Here is a 13,441-nt window from a genome sequence, read left to right as displayed (position 1 = left end):
TGGGAACGTCGCCGCAAGGTCTTGTTCCATAAAGAAATGCAGACGCGGCTGGCCTTTGCATATGTCGTCTGAGTAAGGCATGATCCTTCTCCATCAGGATCAGATCGTGCTGGATTAAAGGGGAAATCTGGATGTTCGTGTCCACGGCGTTTGCCCAAACCGCCACAGAATCGCAACCGGCACCTGCTGCTGGTGAGCATGGCGCAGCCGATGCTGTGCACACCGAAACCGGGGTCGCTCACGATGCCGGACACGGCAGCGGCGTATTTCCGCCGTTTGATTCTACCCATTATGCATCGCAGGTTCTCTGGCTCGCGATCACCTTCGGGCTTTTCTATCTGTTCATGTCGCGCGTGGTTCTGCCGCGCATCGGCGGCGTGATCGAAACCCGCCGTGACCGCATTGCTCAGGATCTCGAGCAGGCAGCCCGCCTCAAGCAGGATGCCGACAATGCTATCGCTGCCTATGAGCAGGAACTGACCCAGGCCCGCACCAAGGCTGCTTCGATCGCTGAAGCTGCGCGTGAAAAGGGCAAGGGCGAAGCCGACGCAGAACGCGCTTCCGCCGAAGCTGTGCTGGAAGGCAAGCTCAAGGAAGCCGAAGAACGCATCGCCGCGATCAAGGCCAAGGCCATGAACGACGTCGGCAACATTGCCGAGGAAACCACGGCAGAGATCGTCGAACAGCTTCTGGGCACCAAGGCTGACAAGGCTTCGGTATCAGCAGCCGTCAAGGCCGCTAACGCCTGAGGAGAGGACAATGGACGCTACATTCTGGGCACTGGTTGGCCTCATTATCTTTCTGGCAATTCTGGCCTATCTGAAGGTTCCGGCCATGGTCGGTCGGTCGCTCGACGAGCGTGCCGACCGCATCAAGAACGAACTGGAAGAAGCCCGCACGCTTCGCGAAGAGGCCCAGCAGTTGCTGGCCGAATATCATCGCAAGCGCAAGGAAGCCGAAAAGGAAGCAAGCGACATCGTTGCTTCCGCCGAGCGTGAAGCCAAGGCGCTTCTCGAAGACGCCAAGCGCGCAACGGAAGAATATGTTGTACGCCGCAACAAGCTTGCCGAGCAGAAGATTGCAACGGCTGAAGTCGACGCCATCAACGCGGTTCGCGCTTCGGCAGTCGATCTGGCAGTCGCCGCCGCTGGCAAGATCGTTGCCGACAAGGTCGATGCGAAGGTCGCAGGCAGCCTGTTCAAAGATGCTCTGTCGCAGGTCAAGTCGAACCTGAACTAATCTCGACTCACAGAAGTTTTGACGAAAACGCCGCCTCGAAAGGGCGGCGTTTTTTGCTGGCCTGGGTTGGGAAATCGATTTCAATACAGTCCGATCAGAGGCTGGCTGCCATGCCGCCCAGTTTGTCAAACAACGGTCGATATTCCTCCAAAGCAAGATCATCCAATGAACAGGCTTCCTGTGGCGTGAACCATCTGAGTTTCGTGTGCTCCCGGTCGCGAATGGTAGGGCGGCCGTCCCAAGCGGTGACGGTATAGAGGTGGAATGACGCTGCCGGATCTGCCACCTTTATAGTGGCGAGAAACGAAAACGCGCGAAGCGTTAGTCCGAGCTCCTCCTGGATTTCCCGTTGGAGTGCGGTCTCCATGATCTCTCCTCCCTCGACATGTCCACCCGGAAAACTCCACCGGTTGGGATAGGCGCGACGATCGGGGCTGCGACGTCCGAGAAGAATACCTTTGGGACTTAAAAGAACGGCTTTGACGATATCCGGCACAATAGATTCTCCGGTGATATGATATGAGATTAGTCCTTGAGGTTTGCGTGCAGCGCAAGTGGCAGTTCTCCCTGTGACTTGACCGTCTGAATGGCGAAGTTGCTCCGAATGTCGATCACGCCAGGAAGTCGCAACAGCGTGCCGGATAGAAAGCGCTCATAGGCTGCGAGGTCGGCCACAACGACCTGCAACAGGAAATCGGATTCTCCTGACACGAGGTGGCAGGAAAAGACCTCCGGCAGGTTCTGCACGGAGGTTCGAAACGCCGTTGCAGTTTCCTCGTGATGACGCTCCACCCGGATACCGACGAAGACAGTCAATCCAAGCCCGACCGCATTACGATCCAGCGCTGCGTGATAGCCTTGAATGACACCAGCCGCCTCAAGTATTTTGACACGCCGCAGGCATGGCGAAGGCGATAAGCCGACTTTCTCCGCAAGCTGGACATTGGAGAGCCGAGCATCTTCCTGAAGCGCCAAAAGTATTTTGCGATCAATTACATCAAGCTTGAGTTTTGGCATGATCTGACATTCGACATTAGAATTGTGGCAGATTGTATCATAATTTCCTGATCCTGCGCCACAAATCGCAAGGACATGCGCATCCAATACCGGATAGTTTCGGACATTCTGCTGCTTCGCGATCAGGCGTTCATTTTTCGGACGTTTCGCGTCGCGGTCAGGCAAGTGTCATTTTGTGGGCGATATCAATGAGCGAGATGTGGTTATACGCAGGCGCACTGGCTGCCGCATTTCTTATTCCGGGACCTGATATGATTCTGCTGCTCCAGACCGGTGCGGCACAGGGCAGGGTTCATGCGCTGGCGGCTGCTGCCGGGCTCGCAATCGCGCGCGCGTGTCATGTGGCTCTTGCCGCTCTTGGTCTGGCGGCGCTTCTGCACGCCTTTCCCATGGCGTTCCATTTCGTCCGGATCGTCAGCGCCTGCTATCTGGTCTGGCTTGCTATTGGCATTCTGCGCCACCCCTTGCCGACAATGGATGCGGTTGGCGGCGTGCGCGAACGCCGTTCCTATTTGACTTCGGCGCGCAAGGGCCTCCTCACCAATCTGCTTAACCCGAAAGCGCTGCTTTTTTGTTCGGTCTTGCTGCCGCAGTTCGTCCACCCAGAGAATGGCAGCATTACGCTTCAGTTCGCGTTGCTGGGAGCTATCATGACGGTGGTAGGATTGTCGTTCGATGCGATTTACGCTTTCACGGGATCGTCGCTTGGCAACCTGTTCAAACGGTATCCCGCAATACAGACGATCCAGCGCTGGGGTTTTGCAGCCCTGCTTTTCGGGTTCGCGGCCAAGTTGGCCACTGTTTAAGCGCTATAACGGCCTTTGATGGGCGCAAAAGTGTAGCGGTGGATACCGGGAACAGGACCATCCGTTTCGATGGCGGCGCGATGCTTCACGGTCGCGTATCCCGCATGAACTTCCAACCCGTAGGGTGGATGAGCAGCACCCGCTCGGATCATCATACGGTCGCGTGTTACCTTGGCGATTATGGAGGCTGCGGCAATAGAAATGGACCGCTGATCGCCTTTGACGAGAGCTGAGCCGGGGCAGAGAAGTCCCGGCGGAATATCGCGCCCGTCGATCAGTGCGTGGCATGGTTGCAAGATCAAACCGTCAGAAGCACGACGCATCGCTTCAAGCGCAGCCTTCCTGATATCGCTTCCATCTATGCTGCGTGCGCTGAGGCTTGCAACTGAAACGGTGACGGCTTTCGCCAGAATTATGTCGTAGAGTGCTTCGCGTTTTACCGCCGTAAGCCGCTTGGAATCGTCCAGTCCGTCCGGAAGGTCATCGATGTCCAGGACGACAGCAGCAGCAACCACGGGACCGGCCAAGGGGCCGCGTCCGGCTTCATCGATGCCGACAATATGTTTCAGTCCACGCGAAAGCAGCCTTTTCTCTTCAGAAAAGTCAGGCGCGAGTGGGATATCAAAGAGGAGCGGAGAATCAGAAGCCGAGCGTTTCATTTGGCGGCGATGCTCGCATTGCTTCCGATTCTCCGCAAGGGCCCTGCTCGAGGACGGTAGATGAAAGCAGGTAGCCCTTCCGTCTGAAGGACAAATCAGACGGAAACTGAATTGACGACTGACAGGGTATGCAGTTTGAAAATCGGCACCAGCCCAAGGTTAAGTTCACCTTTTGCTGCTTGCTGCGTGTCTTTCCTAAAACAGCGAAAGCTGCTTGCCTCCCTTTTCGACCGGTTCAAACAGGTCGGTGCGCAACTGAAGGCGGCGTGCATTGAAGCCGAGCTTGCGCGCAGTAATTTCGAAACGACGTCCGATCTGCCATGCGTAGGGGCCTGTGCCGCGCATGCGTTTGCCCCATTCGGCATCATAATCCTTGCCGTCGCGCATGGAGCGCACAAGCGACATGACATGGCGATAGCGATCCGGATAATTGCGCAGTAGCCAATCCTTGAACAAAGGCGCGACTTCGAGCGGCAGGCGCAGCAGAACATAACCCGCCTCGCGCGCACCTTGCGCATAGGCGGCATCCAGAATGCGTTCGATCTCGTGATCGTTGATCCCCGGAATGACCGGGCCCATCATGACGGAAGCTGGAATGCCCGCGTCGGTCAACTTGCGGATGGCCTGAAGCCGTAGTGTCGGCGTCGAAGCGCGCGGTTCCATCGTGCGGGACAGATGGGCATCGAGCGTCGTGACAGACAGGGCGACCTTGGCCAGCCCCTTCTCCGCCATGCGGCTTAAAATATCGATGTCACGCACGACCAGGGCGGATTTCGTCACGATGCCGACCGGATGATTTGCGGCCTCCAGCACTTCAAGAATTTCGCGCATGATGCGCCATTTCTTCTCGACCGGCTGATAGGGGTCGGTATTGGTGCCGATAGCGATGGTTTTCGGCTGATAATTGGCCTTGGCCAGTTCGCGCTCCAGAAGGCGCGCGGCATCCGGCTTCGCAAACAGGCGGGATTCGAAATCGAGACCGGCTGAAAGCCCCATGTAACTATGGGTCGGTCGGGCAAAGCAATAGATGCAGCCATGCTCGCAACCGCGATAGGGATTGATGGAGCGATCGAAATTGATGTCGGGCGAGTCATTGCGGGTGATGATCGTTCGCGGTTTTTCGATCTGCACATCGGTCTTGAAGGGAGGCAGTTCTTCGAGCGTGGTCCAGCCATCATCGAAGTCATGGCGTGTCGCTGGCTCGAAACGTCCGGTCGGGTTGATGCCTGCGCCACGTCCGCGCCGCCGGGCGTGGTCGATGCGCAAGCCAGCCTCGCCGATCATCGCATTGGCGTGATCCGCGCGCCCGCTACCGAAGGCAGCCCTGTCGGCCTGCTTGATGATATCTGCCTGCTGGATCACTTCCATCTTCGTCTCCCTGAATGGAAACATCTGGCGTTGTACAGTCACGACGTAAGCAAACTGGGAAACAGGATACCCTTTCGGGGCTGAAAACTGTTTTGTCGTGCGTGCCGTGCTGCCATGCGACTCTGTTCTGATGAATCTATTCCTATCGCAAGGACTGGAACAAAGCAAGAACATATATGCAGCCGCTTTCCGTTCACGTGTTCTTGATATATGAAGCGCGCATGTTGTCTGTTGTCATCGAAACCTTGAATTCAGAAAGAGCGCTGGCCCACACGCTTTCAGCATTGGTGCCGGCTGTCGTGGAGGGTTTGCTGCGCCGTGTCACGGTTATCGACAGAGGATCGTCGGATGAAACCGCTCTCGTTGCGCTGGGCGCGGGCTGTGCCTTTTATGCCGAGATGGATATTGAGACAGCGCTCGATGAAATACGCACGCCGTGGGTTCTGCTTTTGAAGCCGGGAGCGATCCCACAGGAAGGATGGGAGGATATCCTCCGCCGCCACATGGAAAACGATGATGGCGCCGCGCGTTTTTCACTTCCTGAAGATGGCGGCTTTGGTCCGGTCCGGAAAATCTTCGGTCACAAGGCGACACTGGATGCCGGACTTCTGGTTCGCCTGGACGTCGTAAAGCCGCTGCTGCTCGACGGCGTAGCGTTTGACCAGCTTCCGCAGCGCTTGCGACCAACTCGCCTCAAACATCTCATTTTGCCGCCCGGCGAAGACTGACCAAACAAAAAGGCGAAGCTGGAAGCTTCGCCTTTTTCGTCAGACATGCCGACTGGATTAGTTCTGATAAGAGGAAGGCGAAGCATCGCCGAAGCGGTGAGCCGAACCATCCTGATAGACCGGAGTCTTGATAGAGGCAGGAGCCGTGTAGTCGAGCTTCTGGCTCTGCGTTGCAACCGGCGTACGGTCGTTTGCATAGAGATCGGCAGGTTCGCCTACATGTGGGTTTTCAGCGAAAGCAGCACCGGCGCTAAGAGCAACGGCAACGGCAGCAAGAGCAAACTTTTTCATTTTCGTAATCCTTCTGGAGCGTTTTGCAGCCAAATGGAAACATTTGGCGTCGCATAAACGCAGTGAACAAATCGCCCCTTCGGATGGCATAGAAGCCTTTCCGGGGCTCCCGGGTGGCACCATGCCATCCATCGGGGAGATAACTGGGGGAAGCTGGATGATTGGGAGGAATATCCAGCTTGGGAATTCATCGGGGCGTCATCGGCTGGGAGGCTTTTGACGACGCCCTGCACTCATTCAATGCTTAGTTCTGGCAATGCTTAGTTCTGGTAGCTCGAAGGCGATGCGTCACCGAAGCGATGAGCCGAGCCGTCCTGGAATGAGGACTGGCCGATCGAAGCGGGGGCGGTGTAGTCGACCTTCTGGGAAGCAACCGGCGTGCGGTCGTTTGCATAAAGATCGGCAGGTTCGCCAACGCGTGGGTTTTCAGCAAAGGCAGCACCGGCGCTAAGAGCGAGGGCAGCGGCAGCAAGAACAATCTTTTTCATTTTCCTATCTCCTTGGAAAGTGGAGCGGCGTTTTGTTCGTCGTTCCGATGCACCTGAAATGGGTGACAGTGGGCAAAAGTTCCAGTCACGAAAATGTTTTCTTAATCACACATTTGTGCAGCCAATTTTTTGGATAATAGAAACTTCTTTTAAAATAAATAAATATAATCAATATGTTGGTTTATATATCAGCCTTCACAAAACTGTTGTAGAGGGCCTTTTGTTCAAAAAGCGCGAACAGTCTGTCCCAATATATTGTCCAATGAGAGTGAACAATAGGGCGATTTTTCGGGCTTTCGGATGGGAAGTCGTTCAGAATCTATTCTTGAGAGGAAACCGTGCGGGTTGCGATTGCAAACCAGTCCGGTCTTTTGGCGGAAACAATTGCCGCTGCCCGCTCTGTAGCGGCCATGTCTTCGAAGATCGCATAACAGGTTGCGCCTGAGCCCGACATCTGTGCGTAAAGCGAACCGCATGCACGAAGCAGATCGAGTTTATCGCCGATCCGGGGGGCGAGTTTCAGCGCGGGAGGCAGAAGGTCGTTGCGGGTTGTGTGCAGATAAGCACATAGGTGGCCGATATCTGCATGGGAAGTAAGCCTCAAGGCCGGATGATCGCGTTTGTCGAGCGCGCGAAAAACATCCGGTGTCGCCATAGCGGTTCCGTCATTGACGAGCAGCATGGGCAAGGCTGGAAGTCCGGTAACGGGGGTCAGGTCTTCGCCGATCCCGCGTGCGGCCAATGGTGTGCCCTTTGATGCGCCATGCAGGCACATGGGCAGGTCGGCACCAAGGCCAAGGCCCATCTTGGCGAGTTGCTCGAAACCGAGATCAAGTCGCCACAAAGCATCAAGCGCCAGCAGCGTTGCGGCGGCATCGCTCGATCCACCGCCTATGCCGGATGCAATGGGAAGGTTCTTTTCCAGATGGATGGCGACAGGCGGCAGAGCCCTTTGCACATGATCGCGCAATGCGTTGCGCGCCTTGAGAACCAGATTGCTGCCATCGAGCGGGATACGGGTTGCGAAAGGGCCGCCGATCGTGAAACTGTCCTTTTCGGCAAGTTCTATACGAATGATGTCGCCATAGCGCGCAAAGACCACCAGCATATCGAGCAGATGGTAGCCATCGTCGCGACGCCCCGTCACATGCAGCGCGAGATTGATCTTGGCTGGAGCCAGACGCGTCACCGCACTTGCAAACCCGGTATTCACGGGTGTTTCGGTTTTGGGGAAAATGGTCATTTCTGGTTACGGACCGGGAATAGAGCATTTCCAGCAAAAGTGTGAAACGGTTTTGCGCAGGAAAATGCGATGAAACAATAGTTAGAGCGGTTCCGACAATTCTGTAAAATCGACACCGCTTGAGAGAAAACATGGCGTTCGTGCTGCGGCGAGCGACCGCGCCGCTTCGTCGGCAACCTCTCTTGAAAGAAAGGTCAGTCCTTCTTGACGTAGTATTCGCCGGTTTTCGGGTCCTGTACGAGTGTACCGTGAGCCCGGTTCTGAGTTTCCTTTTCCGCCTGACGCACACGTTGGGACACGCGCGCGGCTTCACGCTTGAACGAGCGGTAGCCGTACCAGGCGGCGGCGATGATCAGCAGCAGAAAAATGAGCTGGGGCATGGCCTCAAGTCCTTAAGGGTTGCATCGCGGATTGCCGGATCGCAAAGGCCGAAATGCCGGATGTTCATGAAGGGGCGGGAAGCGGCCCGCCCCACGTTCTGATAGCATATCACGGTGAAACGAAGGAATTCAAAGCATTGGTTCGAAAATCGCCGCTGATTTTCGTTGGTATCGTCTTTTTAAAGGCCGTAGCGGCCCCAAAGCGCCTTCTCTTCGGCTACCAAAAGCAGCCCGTCGCCGAGATGTGCGGCAATGGAAGCCGGTTCAAGATTGCTCAATGCCATATTCATGGCCATATCCACGCCCGGCATCTTGCGTCCCAGAAGGCCGCGCTTTTGTTCGACCAGCTTGAGCTTGACCTTGTCGCCATAGGTCTTGCGCAGGACGCTGCGCATGTCGCCAAGCCCGTCAATCAAGCCAAGCTGTTGCGCCTTGATGCCGGTCCAGAACAATCCCGTAAACAGGTCTTTGTCCTCTACGAGCTTGCTGCCGCGCCGTTCTTTCACCATGTCGATGAAGGTTTCGTGGATTTCAAGCTGCAGAGATTTCAGCCGCTCGATATCGGCCTTCTTTTCCGGCTGGAACGGATCGAGTGTCACCTTGTTGGAACCCGCCGTATAGACACGGCGCTCGACACCGATCTTCTTCAGAAGTTCGGGGAAACCGAATGACGCCGATACCACGCCAATAGAACCGACGATGGATGACGGATCGGCGATGATCTCATCGCCGGCAAGTGCAATCATATAGCCACCCGAGGCAGCGACATCTTCGACGAAGATGAAAACCTTCTTTTGATGTTCGGCGGCAAGATCGCGGATACGCCGATAGATCAGCCGTGACTGTACAGGCGAACCACCGGGCGAGTTGAGCGAAATGGCGACGGCAGGCGCTTCCTTGTCGGTGAATGCCTTTTCAAGGACTGCTGCCGTCGACGCCAATGAAAGCATCGGACGGAACGCAGACCCACCGGACATGATGGCGCCATGCAGTCGCACGACAGGTATCTCGATGGAAACCGGGCGGAAGCGGCGCGGGACGAGGCGCGTCAATAAACCGGGCAAGGCAAACTCCTGAATATAGAAATAATTCCAGCCAAATGTAGGAAGCAATATGGGAAACACAAAGAAAACCGCCCGGAATTTTTGTTTTCCGGGCGGTGGTGTCGTTTCTGTCAGGCGTTTTTCGGCTTCGTAACCAGCCGCAGCAGAATATAGCCGCAAATGGCCGACAGGCCCGAACCGGCCAGCACGCCGATCTTGGTTTCCGCTTGCATGAGTTCGGACGGGAAGGAGAGGAGGCCGATGAAGATGCTCATCGTAAAACCGATTCCGCACAGGACCGCCACGCCGTAAAGCTGGATCCATGTCGCGCCAAGCGGCTTTTGCGCCAGCCCCGTCTTGATCGCGAGCCAGGCCGCGCCAAAAACGCCTAGCTGCTTACCGATGAAAAGGCCAAGCATGATGCCAAGCGTGAGGGTGTCCCGCATCACCGAGGCGTCGAGACCGGCAAACGATATGCCTGCATTGGCAAAACCAAAAACCGGCACGATGATGAACGCGACGGGCTTGGCCAGCGCATGTTCCAGCATATGCAGCGGCGAAGTCATATCGTCGGGCTTGCCGGGAGCGGCCTTCAGCGGAATCATCAGTGCGGTCACCACGCCGGCAACCGTCGCATGAACGCCGGAATTCAGCACGAAAAACCAGAGCGCTGCACCGCCGATTAGGTAGGGCAGGAGCTTCATCACACCCATCCGGTTCATGATGAACAGAACCATAGCCGAGGCGAAAGCTCCGCCGAGATAGGGCATGGAGATTTCAGCCGTATAGAAAATGGCAATGATAACCACGGCTGCGAGATCGTCCAGGATAGCGAGCGTCGCCAGAAACACCTTGAGGCTCGAGGGAACCCGCGAACCCAGAAGTGACAGCACACCGAGCGCAAAGGCGATGTCGGTGGCAGATGGCACAGCCCAACCCCGCACTTTGGCCGGGTCATGCCAGTTGAACGCAGTGAAGATGAGAGCTGGCAGGATGACGCCGCCCGCAGCGGCGATGCCGGGCAACATGCGGTTTGGCCAGCTTGCCAGTTGTCCATCGAGAAATTCACGTTTGATTTCCAGACCTACAAGCAGGAAGAACATCGCCATCAAGGCATCGTTGATCCAGTCTGTCAGGCTCAGCGGACCGATATGCGTGTGCAGTATATCGAAATAGGCCTGCGAGAACGGAGAGTTCGCCACGATGAGAGCGAGCGCTGCCGCCGCCATGAGGCTTACGCCTCCGGCAGATTCGCTATCCAGAAAGCGCCGCATGATCGATACCGGGCGGCTTGTGTTTGGGCTGTGGTTCATTGGTTCCCGTTGCCTGTTCTTGTCGTTTTGTTGTTTGCGCTTTTTCGGAAAAGGGCGGCGGGGAGCCGCAGAACGAAAATTGCAGCTCTAGGAATATTGGCTCGAATATGGGGTTTCAATCAAAATCACCCGCTTGGACTGAAATCAGCAGGTCTGGACCATCGGAACTTCTGAATTGCTGCCGTGTTATCCGATCCGGGAGGACACCGCGATGGTGCTCACAGCTATTTTCGCCCAGCTCAATTGTTCCGACCTTGAACGCAGCACGGAGTGGTTCGCCAAGATTTTCGATCGCAATCCCGATGCGCGACCGATGCAAGGGCTGGCGGAATGGCATCACGGGTCAAGTGCAGGCTTCCAGCTTTACCAGAACCCTGTTGAAGCAGGGCATGGCACGCTGACACTCATCGTCCGCGATGTGAGGGCCGAACATGCACGTCTGTCGTTCGACGGCATTCGTCCCGGAAACGTCGAGACAGCCGACTATACGACGATTCTGAGATTACACGACCCGGACCGCAATCTCGTCGTGCTGGCACAGCCTAAATACTAGAGCATTTCCAGCAAAAGTGCGAAGCGGTTTTGCGTAGGATAATGCGACAAAACAAATAGTTAGAGGGCATCGAGCCCGTTATTGATGCCGTCGGCACGGGGCGTGAAACCATGTCCCTCGCTGCCATGAAGTACGAGCGCCGGCATCAGGGACAGGCCCGCACGGCTCCCGGATGTCCCTGTCACGACGATGCGGATCGCCGCCGCATCGGGGCGCGGCTGGACGGGAATGATCTTCAGGCCGCCAAATCGTCCTGACAGTGCTTCGAGGATGGGAGAAATGGAGCCTGGCCGGGCAATAATGGCAATGCCGCCGCCGGGTTTCACAATGGCTGCCGCAGTGCGCACCCATTGCTCGAACATGCCTTCGGGCATGACATGCGCTTCCGCCTTCAACGGATCGGGCGTGCTGCGGTCGCGCGCTTCGTTGAAGGGCGGATTCATGATGGCGAAATCGAAGCTGTTGTCGACAAGCCCCGCGGCAATGCGTGCCTTGCCTCTTAATGCGACGTCGGCCTCGATCACGCCAATCCGGCCTGCCAGAGCTGAATTGAGTGGATGCGCAATGCTTCTGCGGGCAAAACCGGCCATGAAATGGGAACGTTCGAACAGGGTGATGCTGGCGTCAGGGCAGCGAGAGGCGACGGCAAACCCCGCAGCACCTGCTCCGCTGCCAAGATCGGCGACGCGTCCGGCAAAACCGTTTGGAACGGCACTTGCCAGAATCATTGCATCCACACCGGAACGATGACCTTTCAGTGCGGGCTGGACGAGGTGAAACGCACCACGATGAAACACATCCAGTGTTTCTCCCGCTTCCTCTCCGGTTTCAAAGCTCGCTTCCGAATTCATTGATCGCGCAGTTCGTGTTCAATCTCGGCATCGACCAGAATCTGCCGTGCTTCTTCAAGCTGCTCTTCGCTGACCAGAAGGCGACGCGGCAGCACACCCAAAGAGCCTTCGATGATGCTCATATTGGTGTCGGCAATGAAATAAACGATCCCGGCCTCTTTCATCAATGCCTCGGCAAAGGACAGCAGAACGGAATCATTCGTACGGATAAGTTCGATCATTTGGACAGTTTGTAGCGAATGCACCGCATTGACAACAGCTTCCTTCAATGGTGAACAGGCGTCGAACGTTTATGCCCAAGAGAGCACTTTGGGGGCGCTTTGGGGGCAGTTGCGACTTGAGCAATCCGGTCCGTTTCAATAATGTGGCCGGACAGCTAGGAGAAATGGCATTGGGTGTGGTTCTGAATCTGGACGGTAAAAAGAAGCAGGAAGGATCGGTTCAGCCGCTTGTCGATCTGACAAAGGCCGATATGGCGCGGGTGAACGAGATGATCCTTTCCCGGGCCGGGTCCGATGTCGAAATGATACCGGAAGTCGCCAATCATCTGATCTCCTCCGGCGGCAAGCGCCTGCGTCCCATGATGACGCTCGCGGCAGCTCGTATGTTCGGCTACGAAGGCGATGGCCATGTGCGTCTTGCGACCGCCGTCGAGTTCATGCACACGGCCACGCTCTTGCATGATGATGTGGTCGATGAAAGCGATCTGCGGCGCGGAAAAAGCACGGCGCGCATGATCTGGGGCAATCAGGCCAGCGTTCTCGTCGGCGATTTCCTTTTGGGACAGGCTTTCAAGATGATGGTCGATGTCGGTTCGCTCGATGCGCTCGACGTTCTGGCCACCTCGGCTTCGGTAATCGCCGAAGGGGAAGTGATGCAGCTTGCCGCTGCCAAGAATATGGAAACCACTGAAGACGAATATCTGGCGGTCATCAAGGCCAAGACTGCAGCGCTGTTCTCGGCTGCCGGTGAAGTCGGTCCGATCATTGCCGGTGCACAACGTTCGGATCGTGCGGCGCTGCGCGACTACGGCCTCAACCTCGGTCTTGCCTTCCAGCTTGTCGATGACGCGCTTGATTATGGTGGCTCTGCAGCCGATCTCGGCAAGAATACCGGCGACGATTTTCGCGAAGGCAAGATCACGCTTCCGGTGATTCTGAGCTATCGCCGCGGCACTGACGATGAACGCGCTTTCTGGAAGCACGCGATCGAAGACGGTGCGAGCGATGACGCCTCGCTTGAAAAAGCCATCGGCCTGATGACGAAGCACGGCGCGATTGCCGACACGGTGCAGCGCGCGCGGCATTTCGGCGAAATTGCCCGCGATGCTCTGGCACCTCTGAAAGCAACACCTCAGAAGGACGCGCTGATCGAAGTCATCGATTTCTGCATCAGCCGCGTGAACTGACCGGCAACAGTTGCAAACTCCGGCCAGCATTTCTTGCGGGCCAACAATACGCAA

The 13,441-nt window shown here is 56.5% G+C and carries 18 protein-coding genes; 6 read left to right on the top strand and 12 right to left on the bottom strand.

The window, feature by feature from the left end:
- Positions 1-131 precede the first annotated feature (131 nt).
- The gene (locus FIB18_RS07365; RefSeq protein ID WP_140020078.1) at positions 132-749 is read left to right on the top strand and encodes a F0F1 ATP synthase subunit B; all 618 of its coding nucleotides are present in this window, start codon (positions 132-134) and stop codon (positions 747-749) included.
- Between the two features lie 10 nt (positions 750-759).
- Positions 760-1,239, top strand: coding sequence for a F0F1 ATP synthase subunit B (locus FIB18_RS07360; protein WP_140020077.1), 480 nt, complete (start codon positions 760-762; stop codon positions 1,237-1,239).
- A gap of 94 nt (positions 1,240-1,333) precedes the next feature.
- Here the strand turns inward: FIB18_RS07360 and FIB18_RS07355 are convergent, their stop codons facing one another.
- Both FIB18_RS07355 and FIB18_RS07350 read right to left on the bottom strand, forming a co-directional pair.
- Positions 1,334-1,735 (bottom strand): NUDIX domain-containing protein, encoded by a 402-nt coding sequence (locus FIB18_RS07355; protein ID WP_140020076.1) that lies wholly within the window; start codon positions 1,733-1,735, stop codon positions 1,334-1,336.
- A gap of 29 nt (positions 1,736-1,764) precedes the next feature.
- Entirely contained in the window at positions 1,765-2,256 is a 492-nt protein-coding gene (locus tag FIB18_RS07350) for an Lrp/AsnC family transcriptional regulator (RefSeq protein WP_140020075.1), read from the bottom strand.
- 188 nt (positions 2,257-2,444) lie between these two features.
- Here FIB18_RS07350 and FIB18_RS07345 point away from each other — a divergent pair, with 188 nt between their 5' ends.
- The gene (locus FIB18_RS07345) at positions 2,445-3,062 is read left to right on the top strand and encodes a LysE family translocator (protein ID WP_140020074.1); all 618 of its coding nucleotides are present in this window, start codon (positions 2,445-2,447) and stop codon (positions 3,060-3,062) included.
- Here FIB18_RS07345 and FIB18_RS07340 read toward each other — a convergent pair.
- Both FIB18_RS07340 and FIB18_RS07335 read right to left on the bottom strand, forming a co-directional pair.
- Positions 3,059-3,721, bottom strand: coding sequence for a ribonuclease HII (locus tag FIB18_RS07340; RefSeq protein WP_140020073.1), 663 nt, complete (start codon positions 3,719-3,721; stop codon positions 3,059-3,061). The genes FIB18_RS07345 and FIB18_RS07340 overlap by 4 nt on opposite strands.
- Before the next feature lie 195 nt (positions 3,722-3,916).
- A complete protein-coding gene (locus tag FIB18_RS07335) occupies positions 3,917-5,089 on the bottom strand; it encodes a PA0069 family radical SAM protein (RefSeq protein ID WP_140020072.1) in 1,173 nt (390 codons plus the stop codon).
- Between the two features lie 221 nt (positions 5,090-5,310).
- Here FIB18_RS07335 and FIB18_RS07330 point away from each other — a divergent pair, with 221 nt between their 5' ends.
- Complete coding sequence (locus FIB18_RS07330) at positions 5,311-5,817, top strand: glycosyltransferase family protein (protein ID WP_140020071.1); 507 nt, start codon at positions 5,311-5,313, stop codon at positions 5,815-5,817.
- A gap of 57 nt (positions 5,818-5,874) precedes the next feature.
- On the opposite strand, the gene FIB18_RS07325 is transcribed toward FIB18_RS07330, so the two are convergent.
- The 6 genes from FIB18_RS07325 to nhaA form a co-directional block, all read right to left on the bottom strand.
- Positions 5,875-6,108, bottom strand: a complete 234-nt coding sequence (locus tag FIB18_RS07325) for a hypothetical protein (protein WP_140020070.1) — start codon at positions 6,106-6,108, stop codon at positions 5,875-5,877.
- A gap of 260 nt (positions 6,109-6,368) precedes the next feature.
- A complete protein-coding gene (locus FIB18_RS07320; protein WP_105541146.1) occupies positions 6,369-6,596 on the bottom strand; it encodes a hypothetical protein in 228 nt (75 codons plus the stop codon).
- 319 nt (positions 6,597-6,915) lie between these two features.
- A complete protein-coding gene (locus FIB18_RS07310) occupies positions 6,916-7,839 on the bottom strand; it encodes a 4-(cytidine 5'-diphospho)-2-C-methyl-D-erythritol kinase (protein WP_140020069.1) in 924 nt (307 codons plus the stop codon).
- A 194-nt stretch (positions 7,840-8,033) separates the two neighbouring features.
- Positions 8,034-8,219 (bottom strand): hypothetical protein, encoded by a 186-nt coding sequence (locus tag FIB18_RS07305; protein ID WP_140020068.1) that lies wholly within the window; start codon positions 8,217-8,219, stop codon positions 8,034-8,036.
- Between the two features lie 179 nt (positions 8,220-8,398).
- Complete coding sequence (locus FIB18_RS07300) at positions 8,399-9,283, bottom strand: S49 family peptidase (protein WP_140020067.1); 885 nt, start codon at positions 9,281-9,283, stop codon at positions 8,399-8,401.
- Between the two features lie 110 nt (positions 9,284-9,393).
- Positions 9,394-10,575, bottom strand: a complete 1,182-nt coding sequence (nhaA, locus tag FIB18_RS07295; RefSeq protein WP_140020066.1) for a Na+/H+ antiporter NhaA — start codon at positions 10,573-10,575, stop codon at positions 9,394-9,396.
- Positions 10,576-10,786: 211 nt separating this feature from the next.
- On the opposite strand from nhaA, the gene FIB18_RS07290 reads away from it, so the two are divergent.
- Positions 10,787-11,128, top strand: coding sequence for a VOC family protein (locus FIB18_RS07290; RefSeq protein ID WP_140020065.1), 342 nt, complete (start codon positions 10,787-10,789; stop codon positions 11,126-11,128).
- A 59-nt stretch (positions 11,129-11,187) separates the two neighbouring features.
- Here FIB18_RS07290 and FIB18_RS07285 read toward each other — a convergent pair whose 3' ends face one another.
- Both FIB18_RS07285 and FIB18_RS07280 read right to left on the bottom strand, forming a co-directional pair.
- Entirely contained in the window at positions 11,188-11,979 is a 792-nt protein-coding gene (locus FIB18_RS07285; protein WP_140020064.1) for a tRNA1(Val) (adenine(37)-N6)-methyltransferase, read from the bottom strand.
- Positions 11,976-12,200: a putative signal transducing protein gene (locus tag FIB18_RS07280; RefSeq protein WP_105543145.1), complete on the bottom strand. Its 225-nt coding sequence runs from the start codon at positions 12,198-12,200 to the stop codon at positions 11,976-11,978. Before FIB18_RS07280 ends, FIB18_RS07285 begins: the two co-directional genes overlap by 4 nt.
- 170 nt (positions 12,201-12,370) lie before the next feature.
- On the opposite strand from FIB18_RS07280, the gene FIB18_RS07275 reads away from it, so the two are divergent.
- On the top strand, positions 12,371-13,387 hold the full coding sequence (locus FIB18_RS07275) for a polyprenyl synthetase family protein (protein WP_010658340.1): 1,017 nt from the start codon (positions 12,371-12,373) through the stop codon (positions 13,385-13,387).
- The last annotated feature ends 54 nt before the right edge of the window (positions 13,388-13,441 follow it).

Origin of the sequence: Brucella pecoris (assembly GCF_006376675.1) — a bacterium.
GTDB classification, from domain to species: domain Bacteria; phylum Pseudomonadota; class Alphaproteobacteria; order Rhizobiales; family Rhizobiaceae; genus Brucella; species Brucella pecoris.
Note: the sequence above shows the minus strand (reverse complement) of the source record. Positions and strands in the feature narration are given on the sequence as shown.